The sequence below is a fragment of the Micromonospora sp. NBC_01740 genome (genome assembly GCF_035920365.1).
Taxonomy (GTDB): Bacteria; Actinomycetota; Actinomycetes; order Mycobacteriales; family Micromonosporaceae; genus Micromonospora; species Micromonospora reichwaldensis.
Map to the genome: position 1 here is coordinate 1,763,545 of NZ_CP109150.1, position 15,131 is coordinate 1,778,675.

Annotated in this window: 18 protein-coding genes; 6 read left to right on the forward strand and 12 right to left on the reverse strand. The window is 66.8% G+C overall.

Annotation, left to right across the window (positions count from 1 at the left end; all coding sequences use genetic code 11):
• Positions 1-95 precede the first annotated feature (95 nt).
• From OG989_RS08480 to OG989_RS08495, 4 genes are all read left to right on the forward strand, one after another.
• The gene (locus OG989_RS08480) at positions 96-1,079 is read left to right on the forward strand and encodes an NAD(P)-dependent alcohol dehydrogenase (protein WP_327030189.1); all 984 of its coding nucleotides are present in this window, start codon (positions 96-98) and stop codon (positions 1,077-1,079) included.
• A gap of 87 nt (positions 1,080-1,166) precedes the next feature.
• Positions 1,167-1,523 carry a hypothetical protein gene (locus tag OG989_RS08485; RefSeq protein WP_151452559.1) on the forward strand — a complete coding sequence of 119 codons (357 nt, stop codon included), beginning with the start codon at positions 1,167-1,169 and terminating at the stop codon, positions 1,521-1,523.
• Complete coding sequence (locus OG989_RS08490) at positions 1,520-1,969, forward strand: MerR family transcriptional regulator (RefSeq protein WP_151452560.1); 450 nt, start codon at positions 1,520-1,522, stop codon at positions 1,967-1,969. Before OG989_RS08485 ends, OG989_RS08490 begins: the two co-directional genes overlap by 4 nt.
• Positions 1,970-1,997: 28 nt before the next feature.
• Positions 1,998-2,270, forward strand: coding sequence for a hypothetical protein (locus tag OG989_RS08495; RefSeq protein WP_151452561.1), 273 nt, complete (start codon positions 1,998-2,000; stop codon positions 2,268-2,270).
• A 101-nt stretch (positions 2,271-2,371) separates the two neighbouring features.
• Here OG989_RS08495 and argS read toward each other — a convergent pair whose 3' ends face one another.
• The 3 genes from argS to OG989_RS08510 all read right to left on the reverse strand — a co-directional run bounded on the left by argS (position 2,372) and on the right by OG989_RS08510 (position 5,405).
• Entirely contained in the window at positions 2,372-4,090 is a 1,719-nt protein-coding gene (gene argS, locus OG989_RS08500) for an arginine--tRNA ligase (protein WP_327030190.1), read from the reverse strand.
• Between the two features lie 303 nt (positions 4,091-4,393).
• The gene (locus OG989_RS08505; protein ID WP_327030191.1) at positions 4,394-4,798 is read right to left on the reverse strand and encodes a hypothetical protein; all 405 of its coding nucleotides are present in this window, start codon (positions 4,796-4,798) and stop codon (positions 4,394-4,396) included.
• Between the two features lie 409 nt (positions 4,799-5,207).
• A complete protein-coding gene (locus OG989_RS08510; protein ID WP_327030192.1) occupies positions 5,208-5,405 on the reverse strand; it encodes a hypothetical protein in 198 nt (65 codons plus the stop codon).
• A gap of 80 nt (positions 5,406-5,485) precedes the next feature.
• Between OG989_RS08510 and OG989_RS08515 the strand changes: the two genes are divergently transcribed.
• Positions 5,486-6,043: an SGNH/GDSL hydrolase family protein gene (locus OG989_RS08515; RefSeq protein WP_327031133.1), complete on the forward strand. Its 558-nt coding sequence runs from the start codon at positions 5,486-5,488 to the stop codon at positions 6,041-6,043.
• Positions 6,044-6,214: 171 nt separating this feature from the next.
• On the opposite strand, the gene OG989_RS08520 is transcribed toward OG989_RS08515, so the two are convergent.
• From OG989_RS08520 to OG989_RS08545, 6 genes are all read right to left on the reverse strand, one after another.
• Entirely contained in the window at positions 6,215-6,472 is a 258-nt protein-coding gene (locus OG989_RS08520; protein ID WP_120328095.1) for a Txe/YoeB family addiction module toxin, read from the reverse strand.
• Positions 6,469-6,744, reverse strand: a complete 276-nt coding sequence (locus OG989_RS08525; protein WP_327030193.1) for a type II toxin-antitoxin system Phd/YefM family antitoxin — start codon at positions 6,742-6,744, stop codon at positions 6,469-6,471. The genes OG989_RS08520 and OG989_RS08525 overlap by 4 nt, the downstream gene beginning before the upstream one ends.
• A gap of 807 nt (positions 6,745-7,551) precedes the next feature.
• Positions 7,552-7,938: a hypothetical protein gene (locus OG989_RS08530; RefSeq protein ID WP_327030194.1), complete on the reverse strand. Its 387-nt coding sequence runs from the start codon at positions 7,936-7,938 to the stop codon at positions 7,552-7,554.
• Positions 7,939-8,546: 608 nt separating this feature from the next.
• Complete coding sequence (locus OG989_RS08535; RefSeq protein ID WP_327030195.1) at positions 8,547-8,807, reverse strand: GntR family transcriptional regulator; 261 nt, start codon at positions 8,805-8,807, stop codon at positions 8,547-8,549.
• Positions 8,808-9,367: 560 nt separating this feature from the next.
• Positions 9,368-9,541, reverse strand: a complete 174-nt coding sequence (locus OG989_RS08540) for a hypothetical protein (RefSeq protein ID WP_327030196.1) — start codon at positions 9,539-9,541, stop codon at positions 9,368-9,370.
• Complete coding sequence (locus OG989_RS08545; protein ID WP_327030197.1) at positions 9,538-9,756, reverse strand: flavin reductase; 219 nt, start codon at positions 9,754-9,756, stop codon at positions 9,538-9,540. Before OG989_RS08545 ends, OG989_RS08540 begins: the two co-directional genes overlap by 4 nt.
• 370 nt (positions 9,757-10,126) lie before the next feature.
• Here OG989_RS08545 and OG989_RS08550 point away from each other — a divergent pair, with 370 nt between their 5' ends.
• Positions 10,127-10,534 carry a winged helix-turn-helix domain-containing protein gene (locus OG989_RS08550; RefSeq protein ID WP_327030198.1) on the forward strand — a complete coding sequence of 136 codons (408 nt, stop codon included), beginning with the start codon at positions 10,127-10,129 and terminating at the stop codon, positions 10,532-10,534.
• Between the two features lie 49 nt (positions 10,535-10,583).
• On the opposite strand, the gene OG989_RS08555 is transcribed toward OG989_RS08550, so the two are convergent.
• From OG989_RS08555 to OG989_RS08565, 3 genes are all read right to left on the reverse strand, one after another.
• Positions 10,584-10,982 (reverse strand): hypothetical protein, encoded by a 399-nt coding sequence (locus OG989_RS08555; protein ID WP_327030199.1) that lies wholly within the window; start codon positions 10,980-10,982, stop codon positions 10,584-10,586.
• A 571-nt stretch (positions 10,983-11,553) separates the two neighbouring features.
• On the reverse strand, positions 11,554-13,737 hold the full coding sequence (locus OG989_RS08560; protein ID WP_327030200.1) for a KAP family P-loop NTPase fold protein: 2,184 nt from the start codon (positions 13,735-13,737) through the stop codon (positions 11,554-11,556).
• A gap of 82 nt (positions 13,738-13,819) precedes the next feature.
• On the reverse strand, positions 13,820-14,875 hold the full coding sequence (locus tag OG989_RS08565) for an IS110 family transposase (RefSeq protein ID WP_327030201.1): 1,056 nt from the start codon (positions 14,873-14,875) through the stop codon (positions 13,820-13,822).
• Between the last annotated feature and the right edge of the window lie 256 nt (positions 14,876-15,131).

Consider the following 15,131-nt stretch of genomic DNA (forward strand, 5'->3'; position numbering starts at 1 on the left):
GTCTTCTGGCGGCGGTTGAAACCATAACCGCCTTGACCGGTGTACGGCGTACACCTACATTGGGTGTACGGCGTACACCTAGAGGGAGGGCAAAGATGAAGGCGATAGTCCAGGACCGGTACGGCCCGCCGGAGACGCTCACGCTCGCGGACGTCGACGTGCCGGTGCCCGCCCCCGACGAAGTGCTCGTGCGGGTCGAGGCCGCCGCGCTCAACGCGTACGACTGGCATGCCATGCGTGGCGATCCGCGGATGGCGCGGTTGACGATGGGCCGGACGCGGCCCCGCGCGCGCATCCGGGGCCGCGACTTCGCCGGCCGGGTCGAGGCCGTCGGCAGCCACGTCCGACAGGTGCGCCCGGGCGACGCCGTCTTCGGCGACCTCGGCGACGCCAACGGCGCGTTCGCCGATTACGTGTGCGTGCCCGCGACCCTGGTCGCGCCGAAGCCGGCGAACCTGACCCCGCAGCAGGCCGCCGCGCTGCCGCTGGCCGGGGTCACCGCGCTCATGGGGCTGCGCGACGTCGGGCAGGTCGAGCCCGGCCACCGCGTCCTCGTCAACGGCGCCTCCGGCGGCGTCGGCACCCTGGCCGTCCAACTGGTCAAGGCGCTCGGCGCGACCGTGACCGCAGTGTGCAGCACCCGCAACGTCGACCTGGTCCGCTCCCTCGGCGCCGACCACGTCGTCGACTACACCCGCGACGACTTCACCCGCGGCGACCGCCGTCACGACGTCGTGTTCGACCTGGTCGGCAACCGCTCACTCACCGCGCTCCGGCGGGCGCTGACCCCCACCGGGACGCTGGTGCTCTCCGGCGGCGGCGTGTACGGCGGCGGCAGCCTCGTCGGACCGGTCTGGCTCCTCGCGCGCGGACGGCTGCTGGCGCCCCTCGTCCGCCAGCGCATCGTCACCCTCACCGCGACGCCCAGCCGGCAACACCTCGACACGCTCCGCGCCCACGCCGAGGCCGGCCGCCTCACCCCGGTCATCGACCGGACCTATCCGCTGCGCGAGGTGCCCCAGGCCGTCCGGTACCTCGAAGGTGAACACGCGCGGGCGAAGGTGGTCATCACCCTCTGAACTGCTGCGTTCTTCCGGGCTTGCAGATCGCCCGGGACAACCGTCAGGCTTGCATCCGGTACCTGGGTACAGGCTTACCGTCGGGGTATGAGTGACCACCAGAGCACGACGGACGGCGCCTGGGCGCCGGATTCCTGCACCCTGCCGACGGCCGAACGGCCACTGCGAGTCGCTGAGTTCGACCAGTTCTTCGCCGCCGCCGTACGGGGCGTCGACCGGCCGTCGGCACAGCATCTGCGGTTGCAGCTCGACGGCTCTGCGCAGGTCGAGGAGACGGCCCGGGACCTGACGGCCCGTGAGTCGTCCTGCTGCTCGTTCTTCGCCTTCGACCTCTCCCGCTCCGGCCCGGATGCGCTGGCGTTGGACGTCCGGGTACCGGCCGCACACGTCGACGTGCTCGATGCCCTCGCCGACCGGGCGGTATCCGTTCGGGATCAGGGATGACCGGGTCGGGACTGCGCAGCGGCCAACTGGCCGACGCGGCCGGGGTCAACCAGCAGACGCTGCGCTACTACGAGCGCCGGGGCCTGCTCGCCTCACCACGGCGGTCGCCAGGCGGGCACCGGCTCTACCCGGCCGAGTCAGTCACCCTGCTGCGGGTCATCAAGACCGCGCAACGCCTCGGCTTCACCCTCAACGAGGTTGCCGACCTGCTCGACGCCGGCCGGCACCAGCACGACCGTCGACCCGACAGCGGCCTCCAGGCACGGGCCAGGGAGAAGCTCATCGAGGTGGAGCAGAAGCTCGCTGACCTCACCATCATCCGTGACACCCTGCGGGCCGCCATCTCAGCCGGCTGCGACGACCTGGTCGCCTGCGCCGGAAGCTCCTGCTGCCCCCTGCCCTTCGCTGGACTGGTCGAGAGGACCGATCGTGCCGACACCTGCTGACCGGCTCCGCCGCCTACTCCCCTCCGGAATGACGGGACTCGCGGGAGCCGCCTGCGCTGCCTGCTGCCTGCTGCCGCTCCTGCTCGCCGCCGGGATCCTCGGTGGTGCCGGCTGGGCCGCGGTCAACCGCTTCCTTCCCGGCGCCGCCGTCGCCCTGGCCGTGCTCGCCGGCCTGTCCTGGTGGTGGGCCACCAAACGCCGCCACGCCACCGGCTGCGTAGGCGGCACCTGCTCCTGCGGCCAGCCCGACCAGCACGACCAGCACGACCGCGAGGTGATCACGCTACGGGCCGACGCATGACGGTTGCCGGACCGGGACGCGAATCGCTGGCTCTGCCTCGCGAACAGGGCGGCTTCGAGGTCGAGTGGGTTCGCCCGAGAGATGCGGCCACCCAGTTCCGATCACATGCGTTCGGGAGTCCTGATGCCGAGCAGGTACAACCCCTGCCGGAGCACCCGGGCGGTGAGGTCGCAGAGCGCCAGCCGGCTCTCCCGGACCGGCTCGTCGGCGCGCAGCACCGGGCAGCGCTCGTAGAACGCGCTGAACGCGACGGCCAGCCGGTACAGGTGTCCGGACAGGTGGTGGAACTCCAGGCTGTCCGCCACCTCGCCGACCACCGTCCCGAAGCCGACCAGTTCGAAGGCGAGCGCCCGTTCGGCCGGATCGGCCAGCGAGATCGCCGCCTCCGGCCGGGCCGCCATCCCGGCCCGCCGGAAGATCGACCGGATCCGCGAGTACGCGTACTGGAGATAGGGCGCGGTGTTGCCGTCCAGCGACAGCATCCGCTCCCAGTCGAGCACGTAGTCCTTGTGCCGGTCGCTGGACAGGTCGGCGTACTTGATCGCGCCGATGCCGACCGCCCGGCCCACCTCGGCCGCCTCCACCTCGCCCAGGTCCGGGTTCCGCTCCCGGGCCAGCGCCGTAGCTCGGACGATCGCCTCCTCCAGCAGCCCTACCAGCTTCACCGAGCCGCCGGCCCGGCTGCGCAGCATCCGCCCGTCCGGCCCGAGGATCGAGCCGAACCCGACGTGCTCGGCCCGGGCCGGCGGGGCCAGCCAGCCGGCCTGCGTGGCGGCGGCGTACACCATCTCGAAATGCCGCCGCTGCGGCAGGCCGACCACGTAGAGCAACCGGGTCGCGGCCAGCGTGCCGGTGCGGTGCCGGATCGCCGCCAGGTCGGTTGCCGGATAGCCGTACCCGCCGTCGGACTTGCGGACGATCAGCGGCAGCGGCTCGCCGTCCCGGCCCACCGAGCCGGGCGGAAACACGCAGGCCGCACCCTCGCTCTCCCGCAGCAGCCCCAGGCGGTCCAGCTCCTCGGTCACCGGTTCGAGCAGGTCGTTGTAGCTGCTCTCACCGTGGAAGTCCCGCTCGGTGAGGGTCACGTCGAGCAGGTCGTAGACGGTCATGAAGTACCGCTCGGACTGCTCCACCAGCAACCGCCACAGCCGCAGCGTCGCCGGATCGCCGCTCTGCAGGGCCACCACCCGCCGCCGGGACCGCTCCCGGAACGCCTCATCCGCGTCGAACGTGACCCGGGCCGTCTTGTAGAACGAGTCCAGGTCACCCATGGACAGCTCGCGCGCCGCCTCGGCCCCGCCCAGGTCGACCAGGTGCTCGATCAGCATGCCGAACGGCGTGCCCCAGTCACCCAGGTGGTTGGCCCGCAGCACCCGGTGCCCCAGCCACTCCAGCAGCCGGGCCGCCGCGTCGCCGATCACCGTCGACCGCAGGTGCCCGACGTGCATCTCCTTCGCCACGTTCGGCGCCGAGTAGTCGACCACCACCGTCTCCGGTTCGACGGCCACCGGCACCCCGAGCCGCGGGTCGGTGGCCAGCGCGGAGACCAGCCCGCCCAGGGCTTCGTCGGCGACGGTCAGGTTGAGGAAGCCCGGCCCGGAGACCTCCGCCGCGCTGCACACGTCGGCCAGTGCCGCGAGGTCCAGCACCTCGGCGGCGATCGCGCGCGGCGGCCGGCCGAGCCGCCGGGCCAGCGCCAGCGCCGCGTCGGACTGGAAGTCCGCGCGCTGGGAGCGCCGCACGATCGGATCCACCGGCCCGCCGGCCACCGTCGCGAACGCCGGCGCCAGCCGGTCGGCCAGCAGTTTCTCAAGGTCCATGGGTACGCCGATCTCGCTCGGATCCGCCGCGCGGATCACCGGATGGGGATGCGGGCGGACCGAGACGATCGACGATGACCGGCGGCTCGATCCGCCGGTCGCAGGAGAAGAAGAACTCAGCGCAGGCGGTCGCGGAACCGCCGGCGTCGCCGCGCGCCGATCTGGACGTCGGGGGACGTCATCGGGTACGCGGGCGAGCTGGTCATGGCAGCAGCCTAACCGGCCGGTCCGGGGGTTGCGCAACGCCGTTCCCGTAGCGAGCGGGCACACCTGGACGCAAGTACGCCCAGGTCACGACTTGTGTCAGTCGAATTTCGGGCGCAGCGCTTCGCGCATCTCCCGGTAGTTCGCCGGCTTCACCGCCCAGCGTTCCTCGTCTGTTTCCTCGAACGTCACCTGGTACCTGCCGGTCGTCCGGTCGAACTGCACGAGGATCTTCACGGGCAGCAGATCCCCGGGCTTGTAGTGGCTCCCCAGGTACGCCTGGACCGCCGATTCGATGCTCGACCAGCCACAGGACACGGCCGTGATGACGCCATCCGGCGAGTACGCGTACCCGTGCGCACTGCGATAGCCCTCGCCGAACTCCAGGATCATCGCCAGCGACTCCCAGCCCTCCACGGGCCCGCGCATCTCCCTGGCCAACGACGGTCCGTTCATGGCCTCGATCAACGACCGGATGAGGTCGACGGTGACGTCCTTCGACATGGTTCTCCCCGGATTCAGGTTCAGACGGTGAGCAAGACCCTGCCACGAGGTCACGCGTTCCTGACGCTCCGGTCGGCCAGGTGCGTCAACGACTCGCCCGCCTCGCGGAGCCGTCCTGCCAGTGGACCGGCTCTGTATCGCGGAGATCGACCACCGGGGGCACCGGGGTCACCGCCGGTCCAGCCCGTTCGGCTCACCCGTGACCAGTCCGAGGAAGCCGACGGCCGGGGCGGGACACGCCCGGTCGGCGTCGTTTCCGTAACACGACCCAACGATCGCCATCGACTGCTGGCAGCGATGATCGTCTAGTTCTACGCTCGCGGGTGACAATCGCTGCCCGCCCCGGACCAGCGGTTCGGCCGACGGCGGCAAGCCTTTTCGACCCACCTTCCGGAGCCCATGTGATCTCTCACCGGACCCTCCTCTCCAGTGTCGCGGCAGTGGTGACCGCCGCGGTCCTGGCCCCGTCGACCGCGGTGGCGGCAGTGCCCTCGAGCGCGCGGATGGTCGCGCTCGGCGACTCCATCACCCGGGCGGCCGTCGCCGACGGGACCCAGAACGCCCAGCCGCAGAACTCCTGGTCCACCGGCACCAGTACGGCGGTCAACTCGCACCTGCGGCGCCTGGAGGCGTACGGGGTCGACATGACCGGCGGCAACTACGCCAAGGGCGGCGAACGCTCGGTCCATCTGGCCACCCAGGCGACCAACGCCCTCGCCAAACGCCAACGCCGACTACGTGACCATCCTGATCGGCGGGAACGACATCTGCTACGCCTCGACCCCGTCGGGCACCACCCCGCCGGACGCCTTCGAGGCGAACGTGCGCAAGGCGCTCGACATCATCAGGGCCAAGAACCCGAACACCCGGGTGCTGTTGGCCTCGGTGCCGAGCATGATGTCGCTCTACCGGATCGGCCAGCAGAACTTCCTGATCCGGACGCGCTGGAACCTGATCGGCATCTGCGAGGTCATGCTGGCCAACCCGACCGACACCTCGTCCGCCGCGAACGCGCGGCGCGCCGCAGTGGAGGCACGGGTCGACGAGTACAACCAGCGGCTGGCCAAGCTCGCCGCGGAGCGGGCCAACGTGTTCTACGACAACGGCGCGGTGCACAACGCCGCGTTCACGGCGTCGGACCTGTCGGTCCTCGACGGCTTCCACCCGTCGATCAGTGGGCAGAACAAGATCGCCCAGGTCGCCTGGGACGAGGCCGTCCGACAGGGCGTCTTCGACGTCGACTGAGTCGCGTGATCCGTGGGTGTCGGCTGGCCGGCACCCACGGGTCGGCCAGCAGCCCCGGAACGGTCGGTTCGTGTCGGAAACGTAAGGCGCTAGACCCGGCAGTGCGCTCGACCGGTAGGACGTACGGACTCGGTCGGATAACGGCCGACGTTCCTAATTCCGCCTAGTCCGTTACCGGTCGCCGTAGTGGTACCGGCAGGCGATGATCTCGACGTCGTCCTTGGTGATCCGATAGACCAGCCGGTGTTCGCGATCGATCCGGCGGGACCAGAAGCCGGACAGCTCTCCCCGAAGGGGCTCCGGCTTGCCGATGCCCTCATATCCGTTGCGCATCACGTCCGCGATGAGGTCGTTGATGCGCTTGACCAACTTGCGGTCGGTGTGGCTGAGGTACTGGTTCCAGGCCGTGGCGGTGAAGACCAGCCTCACGCGACGTCCCGCACGGTGGCCGGGTCGACCAGGTCCCGCTCGGCCGCGTCGCCCTCCTCAAGCTCCGAGATCGAGCGGCGCAGGGCTGCGGCGTTGGCCGGGTTGCGAAGGAGGTACTCGGTCTCCTTCATCGCCTCGTACTCCGCAAGCGGCACGATGACCACCGGTTCGTGGCCCGACCGGGTCACCACCACTTCCTCCGCGTCGTTGATGACGCTGTCGAGTTCGGCGGCCAGGTTCTGCCGTAGCTGGGTGAAGTTCACGGTTCGCATGACCACCTCCGGGGTAGGTACAGAAAATTGTACCTCGGGTGGACCTGCGGCTCGCCCCTGGTCGACCCAGCGGTTGATCACGGGTGCTGCTGGACTTCGCTGCTGCACCGGCCGAGATCACGGCAACAGCGGCCCCAAAAGGGCCGCTGACCTGAGGAGGAGCGGGCCGCCAGAAACTCGAACCCTGAATGCCGGACGTCGCCGATAGATCATCCTGTATCGGGCAGATCCGGCCCCTGGCCAGGGCGGCAACCCTCATCGCTTCTCGACGTTTTACACACGTTTTCGGTCTCAGTTGTGCCGGATCTGTGCCCGACGATCATGGTCGAGCATCGAACTTGATCAAGGCACTCCAAGATCACTAGAGTGCTTGGCGTGGAGCGGGAAGCCCTCTCCAAACGGTGGCCCTGGGTTCTCCTGTCCCTCATCGTCATGGCGTGCACAGGTGTGCTGGCCGTTCAGGCCGCCGCCAGCCACACCGGAGCAATGGTCAACCTGGGTGTTCTGCTGGCCCTGCGTGGTGATGGCGAGGAGGCCGGGAGGTGGCACCACCCTTGCCCATCGACGAGCGAATGCCAGCGCTCGGATGCCTGGTCTCGGAAGTGGTTCAGAGTTTCTGTACGTGTCTTTTTCGAAGCAGCCCCCGGCAGTGCCGGGGGCTGCTCCTTGCTAGGTCGTCAGGGCGCGCGGCCGGTCGTTCCGCTCGTGCTTCAAACCGGCCGCGCCGATGCCCGACGACGGGCCCGCAGCGAGCTCCATCAGAGCATTATCGAATGCCTCCGAGTTGCCGGGGAGCCTCACATCGCGTCAGGAGTCAATATCTCGGCCGGTGCAGTTTTTCTGCACGCGCATTCCGCCGAAGTCTGGAATCCAGACCCAGTCGCAGACCGAGATCCGGAGCCGCTGACCATCGCCGACCCCGCCGGCTGCCTCGCAGCCGTTGAAGGCAGTCCGATCGACAATCACTTGCAGGTTGGCCGTGCTAACCACGCCCTTCGCCCCTTTTCCGTCACCGCTGACCACGTCGCATGTCACGAAGCGATTGTTGGCGTCGTCGTACCAGCCGTAGGAATCTCCGCTCTGCGACCACACATACTGGTCCGCGGCATGGGCTGGCCCTGCCACCATCACCGCGGCTGTAGATGCTGCGGCTGTGGCCACGGCCACCGAGACAAACCTCGAAGCCAATTTCATCGAGACCTCCTGCCGAGTGCGGGGTGCGAAGGCGCACCTCGTGAAGGATCGAAAGCGGGCGCACGAACGGCGGTGAGCCCTGACGGGACCCTACCTGTCCCTTGTAGCCCCCGCTAGTTTCGGGACTAGAAACAACTCCAACGCTGGTCAATGTGCGATGAAGATCCGAGTTACCGAGCGCTCGTCGGTGCCGCTACCAGGGATGACGTTATCTTCGGTCGGGAAACTACGGCGAGGCTGAGTCGTAGGGAGGACGGCGGGCTGCGCCGAGTGCTTGCCTCGGTTCGCCGTGACGAGCTGGTGAGTCAGTGGCGCGCCGACCGGGCCCAGATGTCAGGGGCCGCCATGCTGCCCAACAAGCTGGAATCGGGTCCGTTGCAGGTCGACCACGTCCGCGGCGGCGTGGTCCTAGTGGTCACCGAGGTCTACGCGGTTTGGTGGCACGACAAGCTATCGCAGTCGAGCAGCCAGCATCCGTGGCGCTTTGAGGTCCGAGAAGATCGGGGCGGGTGGCGGGTCTGGACGGTCACGGCTCCGGCTTGGTGTGGCGACTACATCCGGCCGGACCGGTGCTGACGGTTGGCGTCCCAGGGTGACAGGTTGATCAGTTACGCCTTGCTCGTCGGCTTCACGAAGGTTCCCCGCTGCGGCACCACGAACAACACGCCTTGGTCCACCAGTACCGCGATCGCTCGCCGCACGGTCGCCCGCGCGAGGCCATACTCCTGCACCAACTGAGACTCGGACGGGATCGCCCGGTTGGGCTGCCAGTCGCCACGCTCGATCCGGGCGGCAAGGATGCCGGCCAGTTGCCGATACGGCGGCAGCGGCGCCCCGTGGTCAATGCGGGCCTCCGGATCGATCTCCATGACTCGACGCTAGAAGTCCCCGGATGACCGCTCTCGACCTTCTACGTACCTAGACGTATGGCGGCCCATTCTGACGCCGGGGTACACGAGGGTTAACCCGGTCGGCCGGGGAGCTGTACTGCGGCTGTCAAGCGCTCCCCCTGATGCGCCGTGCGCCATGCTTCAGCAGGGTGTAGTCCCCGGTGCGCGACTTGCCTTCGCCAACTGATTTGCGCCGAACTCAACGTGCCGGGTGTGGGATCAACAGGTATCCGAGAAGGACCGGCCGCGCGGCCTGGTCGGCGGCCTCCTGCGGGACGCGGACAGCACCCGGCGGGAACCTCGCGCGGACCAAGATCGGAGTTGAGTTGTGCCCTGGTTGTGACCGATGATCTTCGTCCGGCGTTCTCGCAGCTCACAGGCGGTTTGTGGTGGGCCGCCAGGGACTCGAACCCTGAACCTATGGATTGCCGGCGAGCCGGCCTTCTGCGGTGTGGTCCGAGGTCATCCGGGCTGCTGGCGCGCTTCTCGACCGGGTTCGGCTGGCACGGTTGCTGTACTTCGCTGCTGTACTGCTGGCGTCAGATGAGGCGCTGGATGCGGACCTTGGGGTGCTCGTTCCTGAGGTGGCCTTCCTTGTGTTGGCGGACCTGCTCGTCCCAGACCTCTTGGTCGTAGTCGGGGTCGGGCGGGATCCACTTGTGGGAGCCGTCGCTGTAGTGGAACTTCTCGTCGCCGGGTCGCAGGATGCTCATCGGGTCCAGCCGAGGAATCGGTGGTGCAGGTGGTTGGCGGGGATGTGGGCCAGGTCCTGGGCGGCGTCGACGAGCTGGGCGGCCAGGTAGAGGGCCAACGACACCGGGGCGCGTTCGTACTCGGCTCGCAGCTCGCGCCGCCGGGGCTGGCAGGGCCAGTCGGCACCGCAGTCGCCGCACGCCCAAGCCGGTGTGACCGGAAGGTGTGTCGTCATCGCAGCGTCTTCCGCGCTGCCCGCCACTTCGATGCCGGGGCGCCTTGCCGGTCGTGGTCTGACGGCCAGTGCCCTCTGTTGATCGGGATTCGATGCCTGGTGTGGCAGGGCAGCTCGCCTCCACATCGGCAGACCTTCCGCCATCGCCGCCATGACCAGACCGGCCGGTGCCGCCTGGCGAGAGTGAGCGCGGCGGCTACCAAGTACTCGTCGTACGAGACGCGAGGCACCAGGTCTCTCCTGGGGTGTCGGTCAACATCGCGGACAGCACGTCGGGGCGGGCCCTCGGTGCAATGCCGCAGCTCACGCCACCATAATGACGTAGGACTGTAGATACAATAGGATGTAGGGCTGTTGGACGCATAGCGTCATGTTCGTGATCGACCCCAGTGCGGATCGTGCCGTGTTCCGGCAGCTCGCGGACCTCCTGCGGGACCGGATCACGTCTGGCGACCTCGCGCCTGGGGCATCGCTGCCCAGCGAGCTGCGGTTGGCTCAGGAGTACGGGCTGAGCCGCACGAGCGTCCGACAGGCGGTAGCGCTACTCCGGTCGGAAGGGCTCGTGATCGTGGAACCACCGCGCGGCACGTTCGTCCGTGCCGTCGAGCCGACCGAGACGGTGACTCTTCTCAAGGGCGACACCGCCACCGCTCGGATGCCTACACCCGTCGAGCGACGCGAGCTGGAGATGGGCGAGGGCATCCCGGTAATCGTGATCTTTCGCGCTGACGGCTCCCGCGAACTGTACGCGGCCGATCGCATCCGCGTAGGAAGGTAGAGGCGGCGACGGCCCATTGCGCCTTCGCGCCGTCGCGCTGGGCAGTCGGTCAGGCCTTGCCTGCAAACTGCCCGGCAACGCTGATTGCCGTCGCTACGATCGTCGAGAGCATCCCCACGATCGCGCCTAGGGTCGTCAGCCCCTCCCTGGGCGATGCCCAAAGCCCGAGGTTCATCTGACGCCACGCGTGCGGAACGAAGGTCATCCTGAGCTTCTGCCACTTGTGTTGCCGCTTGCTGCATCCAAGCAGCAGGCCAGCCGAGTTGTTTCGGCACAAGGTCCCGTCGCGGTTCACGGCGCAGCACCAGACAGGGGCCTGGAACAGGAAGAAGCCTGTCACCAGCAGCGACAGCACGAGCAGCGCCACTGGCCCCACGGAGCGAGTCCACCAAGCCGTGACGAGGATGACGAACGCCAGATAGCCCCAGTACCGCCCCAGACCCTTCATGGAGATCGACCGTAGTGGAGTGCATGCGGTCAGTAAGGGGTATCTGTCCGGCACCCGACAAGTGGTCTCGCAGCTTGGACGTGTAATCGTCCGTCGCAACTCGAACCGACTCACTCGTCGGGGGCCCCGGGGCTAGCCGCTGACTAGCTGAACCACCGCTACGAGGGCGTAGACCAACACCACCCACGCGGCCACTTGCCCGGCGCGAAAGAACCCCGTCCCGGCGAGGAGGAACCTGATCCTCGCCTGTTGCTCAGCCTCGTCTGGGGTCATAGTGATGCCTCCGCGTCTCCGGTGTTCCGGTCCGATGGCTGATCTTGCCGGTTCCGCCTAGCGGAGGTAACCACCGATCGTCCCGAGCCCTCTGCTGTGGCCTGACGGTCTCGCCCTAGGAACTGTCGGCGCACTGTCAGCTTGGGAATCAGATGAAAGACTCGGTCGGCCTCGGTCTTTCACTGTCGCTACAGCTCTTCCGCCCGGTCGCAGAGCGCCCATTATTTACCACTGTTGACCCTCGTAGGGGCACGCCACGGGCGCGACGTAGAGCTGCGGCATGGCCAGTTGCGTCCCTCTAAGCCTCCGCCTCGGGCTGCATGCTCGCCCTCCGTTCTTTCTCCAGCCTTAGCGTCCATAGTGCGTATGCCCGCCGGTTGTCCATGGTTGACGGTAAAGATAAGTGATCCTCAACCGGCTCTGCTCCATCTATCTCTGACCCGATTTCGTCAAGGACCCTCTCAATACCAAAAACCTCGTCAACAACCCCGAGGCTGAAGTCGCTAACGATTTCCCTACCGCCACTTCTGGTGACGCCCACCGTGACCAACCGCACCAAGGATTCCAATAGACCCCATCGGCCTGAGGTGACCTGATCCCTAAGCCAACTACTCGCCTCTTTAGGTTGAATCCTACGCCAGTACCAGAACAACCGAAACTCAAAGTCATTGACCTGATTGAGAGGCCTTCTAGACACTAATTCGAATTCACTTGCAATCGAATTCGCAGCTACCGTCACGACCGGATCAATCCAATCAGGGGTATCGACGTTGCTTTCCACCCTTCCAGCGACCTTCTTCGCTATTCGAGCAACACCAGCAGCGAATCGGAGACCGTAGCCGTTTTTGGCTAGGCTATTCAAGATGAGGGCTCTACTCGCCGGCGGGTCTATGTCAGATAGAAGGTCGAAAGCCAAGTACTCCGCATCAGAGCGTGGGTCGCCGAGGAAGGTTCCCGGCGAGGGTTCGAGATTCGGATACTCCAAAGCAACCAGTCGTAGGAGGAGTTCGGGTTCTTGCACCTCCCCGCTCGCCCTGCGCGCTCGCAGTTTGCGCATAACGCGCTCTGGCTGCTCCCGTAGGGCCTGCGCGAGTGCCCTAACATTAGGCGACTCCGAGAAGTGATGTAGTTCTTGGAGCCCTCGCGACACCAGACTGTCAGGCACGTCTTCCGCTGGTACCCCAAAAGCGAAGTAGCGGTCGAAATAGTCGACATGCCCAACGCCTTGGCGTGCTGCGAGATCCTCAGAGAATGAGCCGCTATACGTCCAACCCTCAACCGCCGATCGGATCGGGAGGAATAGCAGCGCAAGCAAATCCAAGACTCCATCCGCATGAGGGGGCGCGACGCCCGCCCCCCTCAGGCGCTCAACCCACGACTCCCGCTGCTCCTTGTGGTTCTCACGACGGCCCGGAGCCTTGGGCCAAGCGGTGCCGGTCAATTCGGACCGCGAGCGCTGGATTAAGGAGTAGAGCCGAGGCTCTGAGGTCCGCAGCCAGGTAACGCAAAGGAAGTCTACAAAATCGACCTCCTTGTCAACCAGGGAGTGAAAGGCGTCGACTTGCGCCAGGAAGCGATTAATTGCTCGCGGCGTCGTAAGCCGGTCGCGCAAAACGGAGGTGTATGCCTTACTCAGGCGCCCCTTCGCCTCGCTACCGAGGTGCACACGCCCGCGTTCCAGTACCTTGGACAGTCCCTCGTCCATGAGTTGCATAATCTGATGTTCTCGTAACGCCGGCAGGTCAAGTCGGATCTGGACAATTTTCTCCAGATAGTCGCGCGCCCGAGCCTCGCCTTCATTGCCAACGAGATCCGTCCTCTTCAAGACATCTAGAAGTGTCTGTTCATCGTAACAAAGCAGGTAGTAGAGATTCGGAAGCCGGCCGACATGCCTGACCAGCTTCATTACGAGCAGCAACTCATCGGGAGTAAGTCTGTCCAGATCGTCCAATACCAGCAGGATTGGTCGCCCCAGCTGCCTCAATGCCTCTTGCGCCTTCTGCTTAGTGCCGTTAGCGCTTACGTCACCGGCAAGGAAATCGCTTAGTCGCTGCATTGCAGACTCGGCGTCTACTCCGACTAGGCCGCCAATCTTGCCGAGAGGGCTTACTGCGCGGCTAAAGTCGCCAATCTTCTTGCGAGTCTCGCGCCATTGTCCATCCTCAGGCAACGCCGCGCGAAGCTCGGCAAAAAATCCCAACTGAAGGGATTCGATATCGCTATACGCCCAGGGATTGAACTCGGCCACCAGCCAGGTATCGTCTTGGCGCAACTCTCGCATCATCATTGCGAGCACACTCGACTTTCCCGACCCCCATGGTCCAATCATCGCTAGGACGCTCGACTCACTCTGTGCCCGAACTCGTTCGAGTAGAGGCAGTAGCTGAACAGCATACTTTCCGCGGTCTAAGCGGTCAGGGTGCTCATGACTACCATCGATTGGGTCATCCCCGAGTAGATGGTCCCCAAGCTCACCGGTCACCGCGCCCCCTCACCTCGACTTCAACCAAAGAGAAGTCAAGCAGCCAAGGGCAACTTCTGCCATCCCGATGCTCCTATGGAGGTCAAGGGGTGAGGGCGGCGAAGTCTGCGCGTAGGGCGGTGTAGACGTCGCGGACGATGTAGCGCTTGAGGCAGCGGAGGATCTCTTGCTTGCTGAGGCCTTCGGTGATGCGTCGTTGCTGGTAGGCGCGGGTGCGTGGGTCGTAGCGCAGGCGGCAGAGGGCGATGGTGTGTAGGGCGTGGTTGGCGTCGCGGTCGCCTCCTCGGTGGAGGCGGTGGCGGCGCACTCGTCCGGAGCTGGCGGGTATGGGTGCTGCGCCGCAGAGGTGGGCCAGGGCGGCTTCGGAGTGCAGCCGGTCGGGGTTGTCGCCGGCGGTGGTGAGCAGTTGCGCGGCGACGTCGGTGCCGACGCCGAACAGGGCGCTGGTGTGTGGTGCGGCTTGGCGGACCAGGGGTGCCAGCTGCCGGTCGAGAGTGGTGATCTCCTCGGTGAGTGCGACGACCCGTCGGGCGAGTCCGGCCAACGCGGCTGCGGTGGCGTGTTCCGGGTCGTTGAGGCGGGTCGGGTCGATGGTGAGGGCGGTGCAGCGTGTGACCAGGACGGCTCCGCTGAGCTTGGTCAGCTTCGCCCGCAGAACTTCCGGTGCGGCGGCGACCAGGCCGCGCATCTGGTTGATCGCCGCTGTGCGGGCCTTGACTGCCCCTTGGCGGGCTACTCGCAGGGCGCGGATGGCTTCGACCGGGCCGGTGCGGGTCTTGGGCGTGCCCATGGCGGTGCCCGCGAGGGTGGCCCGGGCGGCGGCGATGGCGTCGATCGGGTCGGACTTGCCTTTGGTCCGGCGGGTCCTGCGATCCGGGCGGTCGACCTCGACAACGGTGATCTTTTGGCTGTTCAGGTGGCGGGCCAGGCCGGCGCCGTAGCTGCCGGTGCCCTCGACCCCGACGGCTTTCAGCCGGCCGAACGAGCGCATCCAGGCCAGTAGGTCGGCATAGCCGGCGGCGGTCGCCGGGAACTCAGCGTCGCCCAGGAGCCCGCCCGTGCTGTCGATGACCGCCGCGTGGTGGGTGTCGCGGTGGGTGTCAACACCGCCGATGACCGATCGCTTCTTCGCTGCCATGCTGGTGAGGTCCGCCCTTCTCGGTCGCGTCGAGAACACGTGGACACGTCACCGGTCAGGCGATGCGGACAACACAGTGGTGGGCGCCTCTCGCACAGGCTCCTATCAAGTCACGACGCCTGGCCGGTGACATGCAGTTGTCGGGGTCACCGAGTCGGCCGACGAATCGGGATAAGGACAGCAAGCGTCGGTCTGCCGGTGAGTCAGACCAACCCGGCGACCCACCCCACCATCCTCACTGTCTGCCGTCGACCCG

Bases quoted from the DNA above. Each gene is read 5' to 3' on its own strand.
- OG989_RS08480 (WP_327030189.1), top strand. From the start codon at position 96: ATGAAGGCGATAGTCCAGGACCGGTACGGCCCGCCGGAGACGCTCACG.
- OG989_RS08485 (WP_151452559.1), top strand. From the start codon at position 1,167: ATGAGTGACCACCAGAGCACGACGGACGGCGCCTGGGCGCCGGATTCC.
- OG989_RS08490 (WP_151452560.1), top strand. From the start codon at position 1,520: ATGACCGGGTCGGGACTGCGCAGCGGCCAACTGGCCGACGCGGCCGGG.
- OG989_RS08495 (WP_151452561.1), top strand. From the start codon at position 1,998: ATGACGGGACTCGCGGGAGCCGCCTGCGCTGCCTGCTGCCTGCTGCCG.
- argS (WP_327030190.1), bottom strand. From the start codon at position 4,090: ATGGACCTTGAGAAACTGCTGGCCGACCGGCTGGCGCCGGCGTTCGCG.
- OG989_RS08505 (WP_327030191.1), bottom strand. From the start codon at position 4,798: ATGTCGAAGGACGTCACCGTCGACCTCATCCGGTCGTTGATCGAGGCC.
- OG989_RS08525 (WP_327030193.1), bottom strand. From the start codon at position 6,744: ATGCGAACCGTGAACTTCACCCAGCTACGGCAGAACCTGGCCGCCGAA.
- OG989_RS08530 (WP_327030194.1), bottom strand. From the start codon at position 7,938: ATGAAATTGGCTTCGAGGTTTGTCTCGGTGGCCGTGGCCACAGCCGCA.
- OG989_RS08535 (WP_327030195.1), bottom strand. From the start codon at position 8,807: ATGGAGATCGATCCGGAGGCCCGCATTGACCACGGGGCGCCGCTGCCG.
- OG989_RS08540 (WP_327030196.1), bottom strand. From the start codon at position 9,541: ATGAGCATCCTGCGACCCGGCGACGAGAAGTTCCACTACAGCGACGGC.
- OG989_RS08545 (WP_327030197.1), bottom strand. From the start codon at position 9,756: ATGACGACACACCTTCCGGTCACACCGGCTTGGGCGTGCGGCGACTGC.
- OG989_RS08550 (WP_327030198.1), top strand. From the start codon at position 10,127: ATGTTCGTGATCGACCCCAGTGCGGATCGTGCCGTGTTCCGGCAGCTC.
- OG989_RS08555 (WP_327030199.1), bottom strand. From the start codon at position 10,982: ATGAAGGGTCTGGGGCGGTACTGGGGCTATCTGGCGTTCGTCATCCTC.
- OG989_RS08565 (WP_327030201.1), bottom strand. From the start codon at position 14,875: ATGGCAGCGAAGAAGCGATCGGTCATCGGCGGTGTTGACACCCACCGC.